Source organism: Amycolatopsis echigonensis, from assembly GCF_002846615.1.
Taxonomy (GTDB): domain Bacteria; phylum Actinomycetota; class Actinomycetes; order Mycobacteriales; family Pseudonocardiaceae; genus Amycolatopsis; species Amycolatopsis echigonensis.
In genome coordinates this window covers 3,177,335-3,196,845 of record NZ_PJMY01000003.1, presented here as the reverse complement: position 1 = coordinate 3,196,845, position 19,511 = coordinate 3,177,335, and the positions used below count along the sequence as shown (strand labels likewise).

The 19,511-nt window shown below is 69.1% G+C and carries 23 protein-coding genes; 6 read left to right on the top strand and 17 right to left on the bottom strand.

Translation table 11 applies throughout. The annotated features are described in order from the left end of the window. The first annotated feature begins 113 nt into the window (after window positions 1-113). The 4 genes from ATK30_RS19990 to ATK30_RS19975 all read left to right on the top strand — a co-directional run bounded on the left by ATK30_RS19990 (window position 114) and on the right by ATK30_RS19975 (window position 4,929). Window positions 114-641 (top strand): MarR family winged helix-turn-helix transcriptional regulator, encoded by a 528-nt coding sequence (locus ATK30_RS19990; protein ID WP_101436898.1) that lies wholly within the window; start codon window positions 114-116, stop codon window positions 639-641. Next, window positions 638-3,265 (top strand): MFS transporter, encoded by a 2,628-nt coding sequence (locus tag ATK30_RS19985; RefSeq protein ID WP_101436897.1) that lies wholly within the window; start codon window positions 638-640, stop codon window positions 3,263-3,265. Before ATK30_RS19990 ends, ATK30_RS19985 begins: the two co-directional genes overlap by 4 nt. After that, window positions 3,262-4,086, top strand: coding sequence for a YceI family protein (locus ATK30_RS19980; RefSeq protein ID WP_101436896.1), 825 nt, complete (start codon window positions 3,262-3,264; stop codon window positions 4,084-4,086). Before ATK30_RS19985 ends, ATK30_RS19980 begins: the two co-directional genes overlap by 4 nt. A gap of 165 nt (window positions 4,087-4,251) precedes the next feature. After that, window positions 4,252-4,929 (top strand): DedA family protein, encoded by a 678-nt coding sequence (locus tag ATK30_RS19975; RefSeq protein ID WP_101436895.1) that lies wholly within the window; start codon window positions 4,252-4,254, stop codon window positions 4,927-4,929. A 4-nt stretch (window positions 4,930-4,933) separates the two neighbouring features. Here ATK30_RS19975 and ATK30_RS19970 read toward each other — a convergent pair whose 3' ends face one another. The 8 genes from ATK30_RS19970 to ATK30_RS19935 form a co-directional block, all read right to left on the bottom strand. Beyond that, window positions 4,934-5,344, bottom strand: coding sequence for a VOC family protein (locus ATK30_RS19970; RefSeq protein WP_101436894.1), 411 nt, complete (start codon window positions 5,342-5,344; stop codon window positions 4,934-4,936). Window positions 5,345-5,476: 132 nt separating this feature from the next. Continuing rightward, window positions 5,477-6,220: an SDR family oxidoreductase gene (locus tag ATK30_RS19965; protein ID WP_101436893.1), complete on the bottom strand. Its 744-nt coding sequence runs from the start codon at window positions 6,218-6,220 to the stop codon at window positions 5,477-5,479. Between the two features lie 3 nt (window positions 6,221-6,223). Next, complete coding sequence (locus ATK30_RS19960; protein WP_208637378.1) at window positions 6,224-6,754, bottom strand: hypothetical protein; 531 nt, start codon at window positions 6,752-6,754, stop codon at window positions 6,224-6,226. A gap of 7 nt (window positions 6,755-6,761) precedes the next feature. Beyond that, on the bottom strand, window positions 6,762-7,397 hold the full coding sequence (locus ATK30_RS19955) for a nucleoside/nucleotide kinase family protein (RefSeq protein ID WP_009084950.1): 636 nt from the start codon (window positions 7,395-7,397) through the stop codon (window positions 6,762-6,764). Continuing rightward, window positions 7,394-8,260: a PfkB family carbohydrate kinase gene (locus tag ATK30_RS19950; protein ID WP_101440943.1), complete on the bottom strand. Its 867-nt coding sequence runs from the start codon at window positions 8,258-8,260 to the stop codon at window positions 7,394-7,396. The genes ATK30_RS19955 and ATK30_RS19950 overlap by 4 nt, the downstream gene beginning before the upstream one ends. 7 nt (window positions 8,261-8,267) lie before the next feature. Then, the gene (locus ATK30_RS19945; protein ID WP_101436891.1) at window positions 8,268-9,092 is read right to left on the bottom strand and encodes an ATP-binding cassette domain-containing protein; all 825 of its coding nucleotides are present in this window, start codon (window positions 9,090-9,092) and stop codon (window positions 8,268-8,270) included. Beyond that, entirely contained in the window at window positions 9,089-10,078 is a 990-nt protein-coding gene (locus tag ATK30_RS19940; RefSeq protein WP_101436890.1) for an ABC transporter permease, read from the bottom strand. The genes ATK30_RS19945 and ATK30_RS19940 overlap by 4 nt, the downstream gene beginning before the upstream one ends. Then, window positions 10,075-11,094: a substrate-binding domain-containing protein gene (locus ATK30_RS19935; RefSeq protein ID WP_101436889.1), complete on the bottom strand. Its 1,020-nt coding sequence runs from the start codon at window positions 11,092-11,094 to the stop codon at window positions 10,075-10,077. The genes ATK30_RS19940 and ATK30_RS19935 overlap by 4 nt, the downstream gene beginning before the upstream one ends. Window positions 11,095-11,225: 131 nt before the next feature. Between ATK30_RS19935 and ATK30_RS19930 the strand changes: the two genes are divergently transcribed. Both ATK30_RS19930 and ATK30_RS19925 read left to right on the top strand, forming a co-directional pair. Continuing rightward, window positions 11,226-12,245 (top strand): LacI family DNA-binding transcriptional regulator, encoded by a 1,020-nt coding sequence (locus tag ATK30_RS19930; protein WP_101436888.1) that lies wholly within the window; start codon window positions 11,226-11,228, stop codon window positions 12,243-12,245. Between the two features lie 148 nt (window positions 12,246-12,393). Then, complete coding sequence (locus ATK30_RS19925) at window positions 12,394-13,260, top strand: LacI family DNA-binding transcriptional regulator (protein WP_101436887.1); 867 nt, start codon at window positions 12,394-12,396, stop codon at window positions 13,258-13,260. A gap of 3 nt (window positions 13,261-13,263) precedes the next feature. Here the strand turns inward: ATK30_RS19925 and ATK30_RS47730 are convergent, their stop codons facing one another. The 9 genes from ATK30_RS47730 to pyrE all read right to left on the bottom strand — a co-directional run bounded on the left by ATK30_RS47730 (window position 13,264) and on the right by pyrE (window position 19,504). Next, the gene (locus tag ATK30_RS47730; RefSeq protein WP_101440942.1) at window positions 13,264-14,229 is read right to left on the bottom strand and encodes a glycoside hydrolase family 76 protein; all 966 of its coding nucleotides are present in this window, start codon (window positions 14,227-14,229) and stop codon (window positions 13,264-13,266) included. A gap of 1,154 nt (window positions 14,230-15,383) precedes the next feature. Further along, entirely contained in the window at window positions 15,384-16,043 is a 660-nt protein-coding gene (locus tag ATK30_RS19915) for a TrmH family RNA methyltransferase (protein ID WP_101436886.1), read from the bottom strand. Between the two features lie 16 nt (window positions 16,044-16,059). Then, window positions 16,060-16,458, bottom strand: a complete 399-nt coding sequence (locus tag ATK30_RS19910; RefSeq protein ID WP_101436885.1) for a DUF2784 domain-containing protein — start codon at window positions 16,456-16,458, stop codon at window positions 16,060-16,062. 308 nt (window positions 16,459-16,766) lie between these two features. Further along, on the bottom strand, window positions 16,767-17,033 hold the full coding sequence (locus ATK30_RS19905; protein ID WP_101436884.1) for a hypothetical protein: 267 nt from the start codon (window positions 17,031-17,033) through the stop codon (window positions 16,767-16,769). A 66-nt stretch (window positions 17,034-17,099) separates the two neighbouring features. Continuing rightward, on the bottom strand, window positions 17,100-17,402 hold the full coding sequence (locus ATK30_RS19900; protein ID WP_101436883.1) for a hypothetical protein: 303 nt from the start codon (window positions 17,400-17,402) through the stop codon (window positions 17,100-17,102). After that, entirely contained in the window at window positions 17,399-17,761 is a 363-nt protein-coding gene (locus tag ATK30_RS19895; RefSeq protein ID WP_101436882.1) for an Asp23/Gls24 family envelope stress response protein, read from the bottom strand. The genes ATK30_RS19900 and ATK30_RS19895 overlap by 4 nt, the downstream gene beginning before the upstream one ends. Continuing rightward, window positions 17,758-18,315, bottom strand: coding sequence for a hypothetical protein (locus ATK30_RS19890; protein ID WP_101436881.1), 558 nt, complete (start codon window positions 18,313-18,315; stop codon window positions 17,758-17,760). Before ATK30_RS19890 ends, ATK30_RS19895 begins: the two co-directional genes overlap by 4 nt. Continuing rightward, the gene (locus ATK30_RS19885) at window positions 18,306-18,860 is read right to left on the bottom strand and encodes an RNA polymerase sigma factor (protein WP_101436880.1); all 555 of its coding nucleotides are present in this window, start codon (window positions 18,858-18,860) and stop codon (window positions 18,306-18,308) included. Before ATK30_RS19885 ends, ATK30_RS19890 begins: the two co-directional genes overlap by 10 nt. A gap of 80 nt (window positions 18,861-18,940) precedes the next feature. After that, on the bottom strand, window positions 18,941-19,504 hold the full coding sequence (gene pyrE / locus ATK30_RS19880; RefSeq protein WP_101436879.1) for an orotate phosphoribosyltransferase: 564 nt from the start codon (window positions 19,502-19,504) through the stop codon (window positions 18,941-18,943). Between the last annotated feature and the right edge of the window lie 7 nt (window positions 19,505-19,511).

Genomic DNA, 19,511 nt, shown 5'->3' with positions numbered 1-19,511 from the left:
GACACAACCATGGGCCGACCGCTTGCGAAATACGCCGTACGGGCACACTCTTGCTTAAGGCAACTAGTTGCAGTCGCCAACCAATGGTTTGCTCCACCCCAAGGAAGACCCACATGGCACCTCAGAACTCCGCCGTCAGGCCAGAGGCCGACCTCGACCTTGCCGACCAGCTCGGGCACGAGCTGGTCCGGTTCATGCGCTTGATCACCAAGGCGAAGTCCCAGGTCGCCAAGCACGGGCCGGACGGGATCGAAAGGGCCGCGTACGCGATCCTCTTCTGCCTCGTCCACGAAGGCCCGCAACGCACCAGCAAGCTGGCCGAGTCCCTGCACTCCGAAATCTCCACGATCAGCAGGCAGTCCAGTTCGCTCGTGCAGCACGGACTCGTCGAACGGCAGGCCGACCCCGAGGACGGCCGCGCCTGCTTGCTCGCCCCGACCGCCGAAGGCCTCCGGGTCTTCGACGAAAACCGCAAGCACCGCGCCCGGTGGCTGGCCGAAGTACTCGGCGATTGGAGCCAGGAGGAGCGCGAGACGCTCAACGAGCTTCTCGCGCGGCTCAACACAGGTATCGAAAAGAACAATCCGTCCCTGTCCGACACCGCAGGGACGGCACAGGCCAAGGGGGCCTCGAACGCATGACGTCCACCGTTGAAAAACAACCTCAGTCGCGAGGGGGAGCGCCCGCTGAAAACAGCGAGAGCGGTCCGCGGCTGACTCACCGCCAAATCGTCACGATCATCAGCGGCCTGATGTGCGGCATGTTCCTCGCCGCGCTCGACCAGACGATCGTGGGAACCTCGATCGTCCGGATCGCCAACGACCTGCACGGCTTCGACCTGCAGGCGTGGGCGACCACGGCGTACCTGATCACGTCGACGATCGCCACGCCGATCTACGGCAAGCTGTCCGACATCTACGGCCGCAAGCCGTTCTACCTCGCCGCGATCGCGATCTTCGTCGTCGGTTCAGCGGCCGCGTCGGCCTCGACGTCGATGTACGAACTGGCCGCGTTCCGCGCGGTGCAGGGTCTCGGCGCCGGCGGTCTGATGTCGCTGGCCATGACGATCATCGGCGACGTGGTCCCGCCGCGGGAACGCGCGCGGTACCAGGGTTACTTCCTCGCCGTGTTCGGCACTTCGACCGTGCTCGGCCCGGTGCTCGGCGGCTTCTTCGCCGGCTTCGACACCCTCGGCGGCCTGCACGGCTGGCGCTGGGTGTTCCTGATCAACGTGCCGATCGGCGTCATCGCGCTGTTCGTCGTCGCGAAGGTGCTGAACGTCCCGCACAACCGCCACGACCACAAGATCGACTGGTGGGGCGCGCTCACCATGGTCATCGCCGTGGTGCCGTTCCTGATCGTCGCCGAACAGGGCCAGAAGTGGGGCTGGGGCGACACGAAGTCGATCTGGATGTACGGCATCGGCGGCGTCGGCGTGGTGCTGTTCATCGTCGTCGAAAAACTCATGAAGGACGCCGCGCTCATCCCGTTGCGGCTGTTCAAGAACTCGACCTTCACCGTCGCCATCATCGGCGGCGTGATCGTCGGTGTGGCGATGTTCGGCGCGATCACGATGATCCCGCAGTACCTGCAGGTCGTGCAGGGCTACACGCCGACCCAGTCGGGCCTGCTGATGCTGCCGCTGATGGTCGGCATCATGTCCGCGTCGATCATCTCCGGCCGGATCACGTCGAAGACCGGGCGCTACAAGATCTTCCCGATCATCGGCACCCTGCTGATCGCCGCGGGCGCGTTCTTCTTCGCCCAGGTCAAGTACGACACCCCGATCTGGCACCCGCTGGTCGCCGCGCTGATCATCGGCCTCGGTCTCGGCCAGTGCATGCAGACGCTGATCATCGCGGTGCAGAACGCGGGCCCGCGCAAGGACATGGGCGTGTCGACCGCGTCGGCCACGTTCTTCCGCCAGATCGGCGGTACCGCCGGTGTCGCGGTGTTCCTGACGATTCTGTTCAACGTGCTGCCGGACAACATCACCAAGGCCTTCGGCGGGCACCTGCCCCCTGGCGCGGGCAGCAAGCTCGGCGACGTGTCCAGCAACACCAGCGTCATCCAGACTCTGCCGGAAGCGGTGCGCACGCCGATCCTGATCGGCTTCACCGAGTCCATCACGACGGTCTTCTACACCGCGGGCGGCGTCGCGCTGCTGGCCACGCTGGTGCTGCTGTTCATGAAGGAGATCCCGCTGGCGGGCATGAACCCGGCGGCGGCCGCGGTCGAAGGCGGCGAGGCGCTGCTGGAAGGCCTGGACGAGCCCACCCCCGCCGCGGACGACACCGCGGAGCTGAAGACCGCGGGTTCGCTGTTCGAGGAAGGACCGAAGGAGCCAGTGCTCGTCGGAGCAGGAGGGAAGCACGCGTTGACCAACGGCCACGGCGACGCACAGGCGGTGGCTGACGCCCGGCCGATGCCGATCACCAACTCGGTGGCCGACGCCGAATTCGGCACGACCGCCGGCTCGGGCGGCGTCCCGGTCACCGGCCACGTGCGCCGCCAGGACGGCAGCCACGTGAGCGCCGCCGCGCTGACCCTGATCGACCAGCAGGGCCGTCAGGTGGCGCGGGCGACCGGCAACGGCGACGGCAGCTACTCGATCCCGACCCAGGGTCCGGGCACGTACGTGCTGATCGTGTCCGCTCCGGGGCACCAGCCGCAGGCCTCCAGCGTGGTGGTCGGCGGGCACCCGGCGAACCTGGACGTGACGCTCACCGGATCCGGCGAGCTGACCGGCGTGGTCCGTTCGATCGGCACCGCGACCCCGCTGGCGAACGCGACGGTCACGCTGACCGACTCGCGCGGCGAGGTCAACGGCGCGTTCATCACCGCCGAGGACGGCGTCTACACCTTCAGCGGCGTAGGTGCCGGGCAGTACACGCTGGTCGCGAGCGGCCCGCACTACCGCCCGGTCGCGGTCACGCTGACGGTGCCGGACAGCGGCGTGCTGCGCCACGACGTCGAACTCGCCGGCGCGGTGCTGCTCCAGGGCGTCGCTCGCACCGAGGGCGACCGGATCGTGCCGGACGCGCGGATCACCGTGCTCGACGCGAACGGCAACGTCGCGGCGGTGGCCCGCACCGACAGCGAGGGCCGGTACGTGGTCAGCGACCTGCCGATCGGCTCCTACACGGTCGTGGCGAGCGGCTACCCGCCCGCCACCAGCCAGGTGACGCTGAACGACGGCGAAGCCCAGCACGACGTGCGGCTGGGCTACGACCAGGCGCTCGACGAGCTGGTCGATCGCGCATGAGCGGGGGCCTGCGCGCACAGCTGCGCTCGAACGGCGGATGGCCGGTCGAGAACGCGGTGCTCACAGTCACCGACTTAAACGGTCGCCAGGTCGCGCGGCAGGTCACGGACGCGAAGGGGGCAGTGGTCACTGACCCGCTGCCCCCGGGCGTCTACACCGCCGTGATCACCGCACCGGGTTACACGCCGCTGGCCCGTACCGTGCAGATCGGCTCCGATGGGGCCGGGTTGCTCGGCGACATCGCGCTCGTGCCGGTTTCCGGCGCGGTCGAGCTGCCGCCCGAGGGGCCGTGGACGATCGACCCGATGCACTCGTCGGTGGTCGCCACCGCGCGGCACATGGGCATCGCGAGCATCAAGGTGCGGTTCCCGGACGTGGCCGGGCGGATCGAGGTCGCCCGGCCGGTCGAGCGGTCGACGGTGCGCGCCGAGATCAAGGCGGGCAGCATCGAAAGCGGCATCAAGATGCGGGACGACCACCTGCGTTCGGCCGAATTCCTCGACGTCGACGCGTATCCGCTCATCACGTTCGAAAGCACCGGGCTTTCCCGGCTCGGCACGGACAACTGGGCGCTGGGCGGCGTGCTGACGCTGCACGGAGAACGCCGCGACGTTACGCTCGACCTGCGCTACACCGGGCACGGTCCGGACCCGTGGGGCGGCGTGCGTGCCGCGTTCCACGCCGAAACGCAATTGCACCGCAACGATTTCGCGATCAACTACAGCGCGATGGTGCGGGCAGGCGTGGCCGCGATCGGCACGACCGTCAAGGTCGAGCTGGACATCGAGGCGGTGCAGGGCGAGTCCCTGCCGCAGTTCTAGGAAAAACCGCGCCAGGCCGTCCGGGAACCGTTCCGGGCGGCCTGTTCGTTGTCCTGGGCGAAAAGGGTGAACAGTCTGGTTACCCCAGGAATACCCAAAGTCACCGTATGCGGAGGATTCGATGGTTGCGTACTGCAGCCGGTTCCAGCCACGTAGGCTCTTCGCGTGAACCTCGACGCCGCCCAGCCCGCGCACGCCGCGGGAATCGGCCTGAGCTGGCTGGACACCGCCGGCCCGGTGCTCGTCTGGGTCATCGTGCTGTCGTTCGTGCTCATCGAATGCGCGCTGATCATCGGGCTCTTCCTGCCAGGCGATTCCCTGCTGTTCGGTGCGGGCGTGGTGCTCGCTCAGCACGGCTCGGACCTCAACGCGTGGCTGCTGTCCGCGGCCGCGCTGCTCACCGCCGTGGTCGGCAACCAGATCGGCTACTACATCGGCCGCGGCGCGGGCACCACGCTGATCGCCCGGCGCGGCGGGCGGATGCTCAACCGGGACAACCTCGAACGCGCGCAAGCCTTCCTGGACCGCAAGGGATTCTTCGCGATCGTCGCGGCCAGATGGATCCCGTGGATCCGCACGCTCGCCCCGCTCATCGCCGGCGCCGCGCGGATGGACGCGCGGCGGTTCCTGCTGGCCACCACGGTCGGCGGGCTGCTGTGGGTGCCGACGCTGGTGCTGCTCGGCTACTACGGAGCCGGCCTGCTCGACGCCATCCCCTGGGTGAAGACCGCGGCACTGTGGGTGAGCATCGCGTTCTTCGTGTTCGGCACCGCGTACGGCGTGCTGCGCTACCGCCAGGAAATGCGGCGTCCGGTCGAAGAACCCGACGACGCGCACGCCTGAGTTCTCACGCCGGGTCGGACCAGACTTCCAGCTGGATGCCGTCCGGATCGCGGAACACGATCACCGCGGAACCCTCGAAGGTCTGCGACTCCGTCGCGGGCAGGTAGGACACGCCGTACTCCCGCAGGCGGTCCTCCCATTCGGCGACCTCGGCGCGCGACGACACCGAGAACGCGACGTGGTCCAGACCAGTGCGGCGTTCGTCGAAAGCGGGACGTTCGGTGTCCGGATGCTGGACCAGCACCACGGAGAATCCGTCTCCCGCCGAACGCAGAACTACTTTGCGCACCCCGGTTTCCGGGTCTTCGCGCCGATGGCTTTCCTCGAGGTCGAGCACCCGGACGTACCAGGGAACACTTCGGTCCACATCGGTCACGGTGAGCGCCAGATGGTGCACAGACGTGAGCTTGGGCATGACTTTCGCGGCCGTCCTTTCAACCCCTCGCCCCAGACTCGCATACCGGGCCGACCGCTACGGGCGAGTTGACCGACTTCCGGGGTCAATCGTGATCTGCCCGTCGCCGGGCGTCTCACTGTCCGAGATGGATCAGCGGCCGCCGCCGACTTCAAGCACCGCGCCGACGGTGAAGGACGCCTCCGGGGACAACATCCAGAGCACGGCCGCGGCGATTTCTTCCGGCTGGCCGGCGCGCTTGAGCGGGACGGCCGCACTGATCCGGTCGAGCCGGTCCGGCATCCCCGCGGCGGCGTGCAAACCGGTCTCGACCAGGCCGGGGGACACCACGTTGACCCGGATTCCCTCGTCGGCGACCTCCCGCGCGAGGCCGAGGCTGAGCGTGTTGACCGCCGCTTTGGACGCCGCGTAGTGCACCCATTCGCCCGATGACCCGTTCCGCGACGCCGTCGACGAGACGTTCACGATCGCTCCGCCAGGCCCGCCGTAACGCGTCGACAGCCGCCGCACCGCCTCGCGGCAGCACAGGAAAACGCCGGTGACGTTGACGTCAAGCACGCGACGCACGGTCTCGACGCTCTGCTCGTCGAGACGGCCGGGCGTGTTGCCGGTGATGCCCGCGTTGTTCACCAGACCGACGAGCGGGCCCAGCTCGGCCGCCGCCGAAAAAAGGCCGCTGACCTGCTGTTCGTCAGACACATCGGCGCGGTGCGCAAGCGCTTGCGCACCGTGCGAACGCACCCTTTCGGCGACCTCCTCAGCCGGGGCCGGGTCGCCGGAGTAGTTCACCACCACGTCCCAACCGCGAGTCGCGGCCAATCCGCAGATCGCCGCGCCGATGCCCCGGCTGCCGCCGGTGACGACCAAAACCCCCACAGGTCACTCCTCACCTCGGCCTGGTTTGAGCGGTTCGACGAACTGGGCGTCGAGCCAGCGCATCTGCGCCATCCACATCCACCACGTCGCGTCGTCCGGACAGTGCTGCCCGTCGACCGCTTCGCCCCGGAGCCACGCTCCCAGCAGCGCGGTGATCGCCGTGCACACGTCGAGCAGCGCGCGGCCCCACCACCATTGGTGCGTCGGCGTGTGCAGTTCGAGGACCCCGCCGTGCTCCGGCAGCACCGACAACGCCCAGTCCAGCCGGGTACGGACGTCTGCGAGCACCTCCGGCTCGCGCTGCGGTTCGCTGGTGGTCTCGCGCATCCGCTCCACCAGCAGCGCCAGCCTCGGGTCCGTGACGGGTGCCGCGGGCTCGGACAGCCGCCGGTCGACGAGCGCCCGCAGCCCGTTCAGATGCGTGCGCACAAGCGGGACGTACGGCGGATACAGCACGGCGATCCGGGCGTCGCCGGCCCGGTCCCAGGTGACCGCGCCGGCGTAGGGGTCCGTCGTCGCCGGGTCGTCGAACATCACCTGGTCAGAGGGCGAAATTCGTCAGCGGCAGGTTCTCGAGCACCAGGTCGGCGCGGTCGCGGGTGTTCGCGATCAGGTCCGCGTTGCGCTGGTCGGAGCCGAGCGCGCGCTGCCGGGCCTCGACCAGCGAACGGCCGTAGCGCCGGTGCCGGGACACCAGCCGCTCGATCCGCTCCGGCTCGTCCGGGGCGAGGAACCACGCCTCGGTGAGGTACTGCCGCACGCCGCTCCACGGGTCGTCCGGAAGCAGCAGGTAGTTGCCCTCGGTGATGACCAGCTGCACCTCGGGCGCGACCGGGACCGCGCCCGCGATCGGCTCCTCGATCTCGCGGCGGAACTCCGGCGCGTACACCGTCTCGCGGCCTTCGGCGAGCCGGCGGATCAGGTGCACGTAGCCGGCCGCGTCGAAGGTGTCAGGCGCGCCCTTGCGGTCGGTGCGGCCGAGTCGCTGCAGTTCGACCTGGGCCAGGTGGAAGCCGTCCATCCCGACGACCGCGGCCCGAGAGCCGAGCGCGTTGGCGATCGCCCAGGCCAGCGTGGTCTTGCCGGAGGCGGGCGCGCCGATGATGCCGAGCACGTGCCGTTCCCGCGGTTTGGCCAGCTTCTCGGCCCGCGCCAGCAGATCCTCGAACGCCGTCATCGCACTCCCTCTTCTCTGCTCTTCGCCAGCTTCCCGACCGGCGTGGTCCACGAACGCGGGCCGACGTGCCGGACGCGTTCCGCGGCTACCGCGTTCGCGTATCCGATCCAGTCGGTAACCGCGCCTTCCCTCGTCGCCACGGCGTACGCGAGCGCACCGTGCCACACGTCTCCGGCCCCCAGGGTGTCGCGCGCTTCGACGAGCGGCACGGGGACCTGCCCAGAGTCTTCCGTAGTGCTCCAGGCGACCGGCTCCGGGCCTGCCGTCGTGATCGTCACTGACACTCCGCGTTCGGCCAAACTCGGTGCGGGAGCACGGAACCGCGCTGAACAGGCCGCCACGTGAACCAGTGGCAGCAACTGGTCCAGTACCGGTTTCCAGCTGCCCGCGTCGAGGATTACCGGCACCTCGCGGGTGCGGGCTTCCTGGGCGACAGCAAGCGCTAGCTCGGGATGGTGCCCGTCGACGAGGACGGCGTCCACGCGCTCGAAAATCGGGGCGAGGTCAGGCAGTTCGAGCGGCTTGTCGGCGGCGGCGTTGCGGGAGACGACGGTGCGTTCGCCGTCGCCGTCCCGCACCACGACCGCGCTGACCGGCGGTGCCTGCGTGCGCTCCGGGGCGAGGTCGACTAGGTCGACGCCGCAGGCTTCGAGGTCCGCGCGGGCGAGCGCGGCCAGCGGGTGTGTACCGAGAGCCGTCACGAGGGTCGCTTCGGCACCGAGCGCCGCGACGGTCACCGCGGCGTTCGTCGCCGGCCCACCGGCCGCGACGTCCACCTGCAGCGACTGCACTTTCTCGCTCGGCTCCGGGAATTCCGCGACCCGCTGCACGACATCGACGGTGCACAACCCCGCCAGCAGCACTCGCACGTCAGGTCAACCCGGCGTGCGTGGTGGACGCGACCTCGACGACTTCACCGCTCTCGTCGAGCTTCAACGCACCGGTCAGCAAGCCGACCACCTGGTTCATGCTGTGCGTCTTCGGCGACACCACGGCGACGCGCTTGCCGAGCCGGTGCACGTGGATCCGGTCGGCGATTTCGAACACGTGCGGCATGTTGTGGCTGATCAGCACCACCGGCAGGCCGCGGTCGCGGATCCGGCCGATCAGCTCCAGCACCTTCGCGGATTCCGCGACGCCCAGCGCGGCCGTCGGCTCGTCCATGATCACCGCTTTGGTGCCGAACGCCGCCGCGCGCGCCACCGCGACGCCTTGGCGCTGCCCGCCGGACAGCGTTTCCACCAGCTGGGTAATGGATTTGACCTTGATGCCGAGGTCGTCCAGGATCCGCTGCGCTTCGGTGCGCATGGTCGCGGTGTCGAGCTTGCGCAACCCGATGCCGAACGGTCCCTTCCGCCGCTTTTCCCGGCCGAGGAACATGTTCGACGCGATGTCCAGCGCCGGCGCGACCGCCAGATCCTGGTACACCGTCTCGATTCCGTAGTGCCGGGCGTCCAGCGGGGACCGGAAGTGGACCGTCTTGCCGTCCACTTTGATCTCTCCGGCGTCCGGCACCACCGCACCGGACAACGCCTTGATGAGACTGGACTTTCCGGCTCCGTTGTCGCCGACCACGGCGAGCACTTCGCCGGGGTAGAGGTCGAAATCGGCTCCGTCGATGGCGGTGACCCGGCCGTAGCGCTTCACCAGGCCGCGCGCGGAAAGGGTGGGCTGCTGCGAATTCGAGGAAGTCATGACTGCTGCTGCCTCCGTGCGATCCGGTCCACGACCACCGCGGCGATCAGCAACGCGCCGGTCGCCAGGTCCTGGTAGTTGCCGTCCACGCCCATCTGCGTCAGACCCGAGCGCAGCACCGCGACGACCAGCGCGCCGAACAGCGTGCCCAGCACCGAACCGCGTCCGCCGAACAGGCTCGTGCCGCCCAGCACCACCGCGGTGATCGAGTCGAGGTTGCCGAGCTGGAACTGGTTCGGGTCGGCGTTCGGGGTGCGGCCGAGCGCCTGCCACGCGGCGATGCCGAAGCACAGCCCGGCGACCAGGTAGACCGACAGCACGGTGCGGTTGACCTTGATCCCGGACAGCCGCGCGGACTCCGGTGCGTTGCCGACCGCGTAAACGTGCTTGCCCCACGCGGTTTTCGTCAGCGCGTACCAGACGGCGAGGAACATCAGCAGCGCGAGCGTCATGCCGTAGGTGATCGGGATGCCGCCGAAGAGGTAGCGCTTCGTGCCGAGCCAGGTGAGCAGCCCCTCGGACACCGGAACCGCCTGGCCGCCCGCGATCAGCTTCGCCACCGCGGTCAGGCCGGTGAACGTGCCGAGCGTGATGATGAAGGCGGGCAACTTGATCCGCGTCGCGAGGGTGCCGATGAAGAGTCCGACGACGACGGTCAGCGCGACCCCGGCCAGCAAGGCGAAGAAGACGTTGGTGACCGCGGCCAGTTTCGCCATCACCAGCGTCGCCACGACCATCGACGACGCGTTGGAAAGGTCGATGCCCGCGATCAGGATGATCAGCGTCTGGCCGAGCGCGAGCGTCCCGACCACCAGCGACTGCTGGACCACTGTGGACAGATTGTCCAGGTCGAAAAACGTGTCGGTGGCGAAGGAAAACACCACGACCGCCACGACCAGCGCCAGCGCCGGACCGATCGCCGGGGCGCGCAGGAAGAACTCGCCGAGCGTCTCGCGCTCGCGGTTGGTGACCGTAGCGGTCGTCATTTCCCGCCTCCCCAGCAGTTCTGCAGACCCCAGGCGGTGTCCTTGCTCGGAACACCCGGCATCGGGTGGTCGGTGATCGCGGTCGAGCCGGTGTTCACGAACCCGCTCGGCTTCTTGCCGGTCTTCGCGTACTCGACCGCCGCGAGCACGCCCTGTTCGGCCATCTTCCGCGGGAACTGCATCACGGTGACGGCGAACTGGCCGGACTTGACGTTCTGCACGCCTTCGCAACCGCCGTCGATCGAGCCGACGACGAGCTGATTGTTGAGCCCCCGCGCTTTCAGGGCCGCGTAAGCGCCGCGGCCCATCGGCTCGTTCATCGTGTACACCGCGTTGAGATCGGTGGTGCGCTGCAGGAGGTTCTCCATGCCCTGCTGGGCGAGGCTCTGGTCGCCGTTGGCGCTGGTGTGGCCCTTGATCTCCGGCGCGCCGTCCTTGAGCCCGATGCCCTTGAGGAACCCGCCGTGCCGCTGGGTGTCGACCGAACTGCCCGCGGTGCCGTCGACCATGAGGAGCTTCGGGTCCGCGCCCTTCAGGGCCGCCTTGACGTACGCGCCCTGCTGCTCGCCCGCCGCGAAGTTGTCGGTGGCGAAGGTGGCGTCGACCGCGTCCGGCGGTTCGGTGGCGGTGTCGAGGGCGATCACCAGGATGCCGGCGTCACGGGCGTCCTTGATGGCCTTGAGCACGCCGGTGGAGGAACTCGGCGTGATCAGGATGGTGTTGACGCCCTGCTGCATCAGGTTCTCGATGGCGCGCACCTGACCGTCGTTGTCGCCGTCGAACTGCCCGGCGAGTGCGCTGAAGTCGGCGCCGTTGGCCTTCGCCGCGGCGGAGGCGGCGTTGCGCAGTTCGACGAAGTACGGGTTGGTGTCGGTCTTCGTGACGAGGCCGACCTTGGCCTTGCCGCTGCCGCCGGTTTTGGAGCTGCCGCCCCAGTGGCGTTCGACGGTGCACCCGGCGGTGGTGACCGCGACAGCGGCCGCCAAGGCGAGTGCGGTGAGACTCCGGTGTCTCATGGAGATGCCCTCCGAATCGAGGTGCGAGCTTGCCGATGGACGGGAACGTAGACAGACTCATGTCTTGACGCAAGCGTTTGCGCAAACGCTTGCCAACGCTCCTGGTTTCGCACTCTTGGTGAAGGACAGACATGCCGCGACCCCGCTCCGCCCGCCCGACCCAGCGCGACATCGCCGAAATGGCGGGCGTGTCGATCACGACGGTCTCGCACGTCGTCAACGGCACGCGGGCGGTGGCTGAGGAGACGAAAGCCGCGGTGCTGCGGGCGATCGAGACCACTGGGTACACCGGCGACGCGATCGCGCGGTCGCTGGTCACCGGCGGCACGCGGTCCATCGGGATGGCGATCTCGCTGGTCGCGAACCCGTACTTCGCGGCGCTGATGCATGCGATCGAGCGAGAGGCGTCGGCAAACGGATACACCGTGCTGCTGGCGGACACGCACGACACCGCGGGCACCGAGCGGGACGTGGTGCGCGCGTTGCGCTCGCGGCGGGTCGACGGACTGTTGATCACGCCCGCGCCCGGCGACGGGTCGGTGCTGGGCGAACTGGTGTCGCTGGACGTGCCGACCGTGCTGATGGACCGGCTCACCACCCGAACCGACATCGACCAGGTCGGTTCGGAGAACATCCAGGCGACGTCGGCGCTGACGGCGCATCTGGCGTCGCTGGGCCATCGCCGGATCGGCATGATCTCCGGCGCACCGGGGCTGACGACGAGCGACGAACGCGTGCTGGGCTACCGGCTCGGCCTCGGCCGGTCAGGTCTGAGCTGGTCGCAGGATCTGGTCGCGTGCGGGCATTCTTCGCGGGACGGCGGCGGCCTGGCGCTGAGCACGCTGCTGGCGTTGCCGGATCCGCCGACCGCGCTGGTGGTAGCCAACGACAGCATGATGGTCGGCGTCCTGCACGAGGCGCGGCGACGGGGTTTGCGGATCGGCGAGGACCTGCCGGTGGTGGTTTACGACGACGTCGAATGGGCCGATCTCGTGGACCCGCCGCTGACGACCATGGCCCAGCCGATCGACGAAATCGGCCGCCGGGCGGTGCAATTGCTGCTGGCTCGACTGGCGGATCCCGGACGGCCCGCCGAGACTGTGCGGTTGCCGCCGACCCTGCGGCACCGGGCTTCGTGCGGGTGCGCGTAGATTCTGCTGCCGACTGCCCGGCGTGACCAAGCGGATGCTTCGTTCACTCACCTCAGTGATTCTCGGGACCCGATCGTCTCGGACCCTCTCGCCGGTGGCCCGGCAGTGGCTACTGTTGGGTAGGTATCGACGACGAGGGCCATGTGACATGACCGTTCTGGCGCCGGAGGTCTCCCACTGGGACCTGCCGGTCACCCATCGGTTCGGGGTGGCATTGGGGAGGCACGCCAGCCCGTACCACGACCAGCTGCTGCGAGCCATCCGCGGCGCTGCCGCGCGGGCGGGCTGCGACCTGCTGCTGGCCGACACCGGTGATTCGGCGCGCGAGGAAGCCGAAGTGCTGCGCGCACTGCAGGCGGATCGTGTCGACGGCGTGCTTCTGGTGCCCGCCCCCGGCGACGAGGCGGTCGTGAACGGGCTCGTGCAGACCGGCGTGCCGACCGTGCTGGTCGACCGGATCGCCGGCCGCAACGACGTCGACCAGGTCGGGTCGGAGAATTTTCAAGCGATGTCCGCGCTGGTCGAGCATCTTGCCGCGCGACGGCACCGGCGGATCGCGCTGATCACGGGTACCGAAGGCACCACCGTCAGCGAAGAACGCGCCCTGGGCTACCGATTGGGCCTAGGCCGAGCCGGGTTGCGGTACCACCCGGAACTGGTGGCGTCCGGCCAATCCACCGCGGGCGGCGCGGCTCGCGCCGCGGCCAAACTCCTGGACGGCTGGCCTTCCCCGACCGCGCTGGTGGTCGCCGGGGAAGCGATGCTGATCGGTGTGCAGTGGGAAGCGCACCGCCGCGGCATCCGGATCGGGTCGGAGCTGGCGGTTGTCGGCTACGGCGACATGGACTGGGCGCGCACGGTTTCCCCTGGCGTGACGACGATGGCGCAACCGATCTCGGAAATCGGCCGCCGGGCGGTGCAGCTGCTGGTCGCCCGCTGCCGCGAGCCGGAGCGGCGGCCGGAATCCGTGCGGCTCGCGCCGCGTTTCCTGCACCGTGCTTCGTGCGGCTGCTGAGTTTTACAGCGTGGCGGCCGCTTCCAGCAACATCCAGCCTCCAATTTGGACAGACAGATCCCGCTCCGCTTGACCGGGCGGCGTCAGGGCTGGCCTTGCCCACTCCGCACTGAACAACGGTCCGGTTTTTTCTTGTGCCGCCCCGTTCCAGCACGCTTCCGCCGACTTCTGTACGAGCCTCTTGGCTGTTTCCGCTTCCGGCCGGGGCAGGTTCTTGGCCGCGAGTGCCAGGTAGCGGGCGGCGATCGCCGAGAACAGCCCGCCGTCGCCACCTTCTGAACCGGGGAGGATTCCTTGGGGTGCCATATGGTTCTCCACCGCTTGAATGGTGCGAGCCGCGTCGTCCCACCGGGACTGTTCCAGGCACGCGCCGAGGTAAACCCCTTGGCAGTACGAGAAAATGTGCTTGACCACTTCACCGGTGTCCGCCCGGATCCCGTCCCAGACAAGGCCTGTCTCCGTGTCGACGAGGGTGTCGGTGAGCCATTGCGTCATGGCGCGGGCGCGTTCTTGATCACCCGACCGAGCGTGAAAGATAGCCGCCGGACCGTTCGCGGGGGTATTCTTGAAGGAGTCGCCGCGCCGCCACCAAATTCCCCCGCCAAGGTCTTCTGTCCAGCCTTCGTGCAGCCGTTTGCCGATGGCCTCGAGCGCTTCGTCCACTGTGGATAGTTGAAGCCGGCGCACTCGCTGCAACGCGAGCCCTAGCCAGGCTATGTCGTCGTAGTAGTCGTTGACCCAGGAACCGAAGTTGCGTCGGTGCACCGTTTTGATGAAACGGTTGATCAGCCGTGCGCGCTCTTGGCTGGGGCCGCGGAGTTGCGCGTCGACGAGGCTGTCGAGGAGGTGCGCCTGCCACCAGTAGTTCCAGTGCCAGTGGAACCGCTGACTCAAGGTAGGCGGCCAACCACTACGCCCGAGGACGGTGCCGGGGATGGCCCAGAGGCGGCGGAGGTGCCTGGCGCACACCGCCCGCTCAGCTGCCGCGGCACGCTCGGCTGCTGCGGCGTGCTCGGCTGCCGCGGCGCGGTCGGCTGGGTTGGTTGCGTCCTTCGCCTGGCTGGTGGCCCGCTCGCCCGCCGCCGCGCGATCGGCCGGGTTGGTGGTGTCCTTCGCCTGGCTGGTCGCCCGCTCGCCCGCCGCCGCGCGATCGACCGGGTTGGTGGCGTCCTTCGCCTGGCTGGTCGCCCGCTCGCCCGCCGCCGCGCGATCGACCGGGTTGGTGGCGTCCTTGGCCCGGCTGGTCGCCCGCTCGGCGGTGGCGGCGGGCTCGGCTGGGACGGTTGCTTCCTTGGCCCGGCTCATCGCGCGAGCGCCCGCCGCCTGCCCAGCGACATCCGCCGCGCCCCCGGACTGGCTGCCCGCGCGATCAGCAGGGTCTGACGCGCCTTCGGCCGCCCGATCGGCAGCGACGCGCTCGGCCGGGACAGTCGCTTCCTTGGCCCGGCTCGTCGCGCGAGCGCCCGCCGCCTGCCCAGCGACATCCGCCGCGCCCTCGGCCTCGCTGCCCACGCGATCAGCAGTATCTGCCGCACCATCGGCCGTTTCTGCAGGCCGCTCGGCGGTGCCGGTGCGCTCGGTCGGCTCGGTTGCGTCGTCGGCCCGGTTGGTGGCGCGGTCGCCCGCCGCCGCGCGCTCAGCGACGTCCCCCGTGTTCTCGGCCGCATTCTTCCCCGCGCGACCGACATGGTCTGACGCGCCCTCGGCCGCTTCTTCAGCCCGTTCTGCGGTCGCGGCGCGCTCGGCCGGATCGGTTACGTCGTCGGCCGCGTTCGCCGCGCGACCGGGCATCGCCGCACGATCGGCAGGATCCGCCTGGCCCTCGGCCGCTGCCGCACGATCGGCAGGAACTGCCTGGCCCTCGGCGGAGCTTGGCGCATGCTCGGCGGCGTCAGCCGCTGCGGCGGGGCGGGCTGCGTCGCCGGGTGCAGCGGAATCGTTGGGCTCTGCTGAATCGGCGGTCATGGGGTGATTCTGCCTGCGCTGCGGAAAACTTGCCTCTCCACGCCGCTTCCCCCACCGCCTGGCAACTCGGCGAGGCGATTCAGGCCGCGCCAAGCCTGGATGCTCGTGCGTGGCTATACCGGTTCTCACCGGTGCCACCACTCACGAGGACCAGGGGGTCACCAGGCTTTGGACAAGTCCGCGTGCTGCCGAATCCACGCGTGCATCACGATCCCAGCCGCGACACCGGCATTGATCGACCTCGTGGTGCCGAACTGGGCGATGGACACCACTTTCGCCGAGTCGGTCTGGGCCGCTTCGGACAGGCCGGGGCCTTCCTGGCCGAACAACAACAGGCAGTTCCGGGGCAGCACCGCGGTTTCCACCGGCTCGGCACCCGGCGTGTTGTCCACGGCAACCACCGTCAAACCCTCGGCTTTGGCGAATTCCAGCAGGCTCGCGACGTCCTCGTGGTGGCGAAGATGCTGGTAGCGGTCCGTCACCATGGCACCTCGGCGGTTCCAGCGGCGGCGGCCGACGATGTGGACCTCCGCGGCGGCGAAGGCGTTCGCGGTGCGGACGACCGTGCCGATGTTGTGGTCGTGCTGGAAGTTCTCGATCGCGACGTGGAACGGGTGCCGCCGGGTGTCCACATCGGACACGATGGCTTCGCGGCGCCAGTAGCGGTAGGCGTCGACCACGTTGCGGCGGTCGCCGTTGGCCAGGAGTTCGGGGTCGTAGCGCGGGTCGTCCGGCCAGGCGCCTGGCCAGGGACCGACGCCGACCTCCTCGCGGTTCACCCACTCGGTGGGGCCCGCATCGGGCTGTTCCGTCGTCACGAAGGACGATTCTCGCTCAGCCGAGGCTGACGCCGTGCGCCGGAGTCTGGTCGTGGCGGTGCCGCCACCGCAGGTACGCCCCGAGGTACGAGATCACCAGCACCGCCAGCGCCACTACGACCACGACCGGCAGCAGCGAGCGCGGGATCACCGTGCCGTAGAGGTAATACGCGTTGAACCCGCCGGGCAGGTCGCCGAGACCCTGCTGGTGCCGGAAGAAATCCTCGAGAGCGGTGAGCGGGCACGGGATCGGCGTGACATTGACCAGCACGCCCCAGACCGCGAAGAAAACGTGCACGAAAATAACCTTCGGCCACCGCCACGCGAGGAAGCCGCCGAAGCCGATGAAGAGCAGGGCGAGGATGTGCACCGCCACGGTGAGATCGGCGAGAACGTGCGCGACCGTCGTGTCCACCTTCGCCCCCTTCCCAGTGCACCTACCAGCGACGTTACTCCGATTACCCGGGCCAGGAGCGGGAAATCGAGGGACCCGATGTGATGTTCGACCCACCGGAGCAACGGGTTCACCCGGCAGGTAACGGAGGGATCACTCCGGGTAGGAGACCCGCCGCGGACACCTGCCACGGGCGATCCGACGCGACGTAAATGCGTGCACGGGCGCGGAATGCGAATCGTCGAGAAAGGAGGCGGAAACCCCGTTGACAACCGGGAAGGAAGCGACCGCCCGGTGCCGCGCGAAACCGCCGGGCGCCGCAATCGCGGCTAGCCTTTGCCGCCGAAGCCCGGCCAAAGACTGACATCGTTGAGCTTCAGGTCATCGGGCAGCGAGACACCCGCGTTCGGGCCTGCCTCCGACGTCCAGACGACCTCGGAATCGGGGTGAAGCGACACCTCGAAGGTCAGGTCAGCAGGGTGCGCGAACTCAATGGAGAGCACGTCATCGACCTGGAGGCGAACCTCGTCGCCGTAGGGCTCGACGTTCCACGTCCGAGGCTTGTCGTCCTTGTTGGTCACTTGGATCCGGATCATCCGCAGGCCCCGTCCGTAGGTCGAACACGACGATACCGACCGGACGGTGACGACCGCGGGAAGCGTTCAGCCAGTGAACGCGGTCCCGTCGATGTCCGTCACCACCAGGCGGATGCGAGCACCCGCCCACTCCGTCCCCTCAAGCGTCTCTCGCACCTGGGTCTCAGCAGCCGACAACAGGGGAGGCAGCGGCAATCGCAAAGCCACCAGCCGAATCTCCACCGCGTCCGAGGTCAGATCCACCGATCCGCCAGCGGGATCGGTCCGCAGCCAGCTGATCTCCGCTGCTGCGCTCGTCGCCGGGCGGAGGCCGTCGACGGCGGACAGGGCGTCCGCGAGCTTTCCGGCCATCTCACGCGGATCGGTCACTTCCGCCCCATTTCGATGTCCAGAATGGACACTCGGACGGCGTCCACGGAGCGGCCGGTCTGCGCGAGGACTTCCCGGAACACCGCCCGTTGCACGGCGCGGCCCACGGCGGCGGCTTGGTCCGCACCCGAGATGACCACATCCACCTCGACCGTCAGGCGGTCCTCGTGGGTGCGGACCCGGACGCCGTCCGCGGGGGCTGGTTCCAGGCCCTTCCAGCGTTGCCGGGCGGCGCGCGTCCAGGCGGTCGCCAAGCCGCGCAGGCCGGGTTCCAGGCGTACGACTCCGGCGGTTTCGGCGGCCGCGCGGGCGGCAACGCTCGCGATCACCGGGCCGGCGATCATGTATTCGGCGGTCATTCCCCGTCCTCGTACACGTCTTCCACCAGCAGATTCAGGCTGACCAACGAAATACCCACCCGCGAGGTCGCGGCGGCGGACACCAGTTCACGTACGCGGGCCAACGTGTCCGCGCCGCTGGTGTTCCCCAGGCGCGTCGCGAGGGTGACTTCGACCTCGACCTGAGCCGCACCAGAGTCGTCGACCCCGACCTTTCGCACCCGTACGCGGCGGGCGCGGACGTTGCCGGCGGAGTCGGCCGCGTAGCGGAGCACGACCGCGACAGCTTGCTCGCTCACTTCGACGGAGCCCGGTTCGGCGGCGGAAAGATCCAGCATCTGGCCGCGCCGCACTTCGGCGCGGACGGCCGACATGATCCGGCCTACCAGGTCCGGCGGAGTCGGGTCGGGCTCGTCGATCAGCTCCTGCGTCGCCGAGCGCAGGGCCAGCAGGCTTTCCCGCGCGGTGCGGCAGTGGACGCAGTCCGCCTGGTGGTCGTCGACCTCGTCCAGGTTCTCCCAGACCGTCTCCAGTTCCCGGCCGCACGGCAATTCGTAGTCCTGGTTCACCTCCACGGCTTCATCACCTCCGCCAGCTGCGCACGGGCCCGGGAGATCCGCCCCCGGACCGCGGTGGGGTTCGCGCCGACGATCTCGCTGATCTCGTCGTACGACCGGCCGTGCACCTCACGCAACAGCCAGCACGCGCGCTGCTGCGGCGTGAGCGTCTGAAGCGCCTCGTCGAGCGCGGCGAGCTGACCGCTGACCTGCGCCGCGTGCTCGGGCTGCGTGTCGCGGCGCGGCGATTCGGCCAGGTCGAGGTCGACGTCGGCCTGCGGGCGGCGCGCCCGGATCACATTGAGACAGCGGTTGGTCGTTCCGCGGTACAGCCAGCCGACGAACGCGTTGGGGTCGTTGAGCTGCGCCAGCTTCCGCCACGCGCCGAGGAACGCTTCCTGCACTACGTCCTCGGCGTCGCCGCGGTGGTGCAGCATTTTCAGGGCAAGACGGAACATCGGGCCCTGATAACGCAGCACGAGCTGTTCGTACGCGCGCACGTCCCCGTCTCGCGCACGGCTGACGAGAGTGGCGTCGTCAAGCTGCACACTTGTCGTGGTCACGGCATCCCCTTCCGTCAGGGAGACACCGCGAGGCGGGAATTCGTCACGCACGCATTGTGGGTGACTGTGCTCACTCTCGCTCAGTTGAGCCCGAGGTCGTCCTTGTTCAGCAGGTACCGGTATTCGAGCCCGGCCTTCTCGATGGCTTCCCGCGCACCGGTGTCGCGGTCGACGACCGTCGCGACGCCGACCACGGTGGCCCCGCTTTCGCGCAGCGCCTCGACCGCGGTGAGCACGCTGCCGCCGGTGGTGGAGGTGTCCTCGACGGCCAGCACCCGCTGTCCGCGCACCTCCACGCCCTCGATCCGGCGCTGCATCCCGTGTTCCTTGATGGCCTTGCGGACGACGAACGCGTCGAGCACCACGCCCTCGGCCGCGGCGGAGTGCAGCATCGCCAGCGCTACCGGGTCCGCGCCGAGGGTGAGCCCGCCCGCCGCGACGTAGTCCCAGTCGGCGGTGAGCTGCCGCAGGAGCTTGCCGATGAGCGGGGCGGCCGCGTGCTGCAGCGTCGCCCGCCGGAGGTCGACGTAGTAGTCGGCTTCCTTGCCCGAGGCCAAGGTGACCTTGCCGTGCACGACAGCCAGTTCGCTGACCAGCCTTGCCAGTTCGAGCTTCGCAGTTTGATCCAACCCGGGGTACGCCACGGCCGAG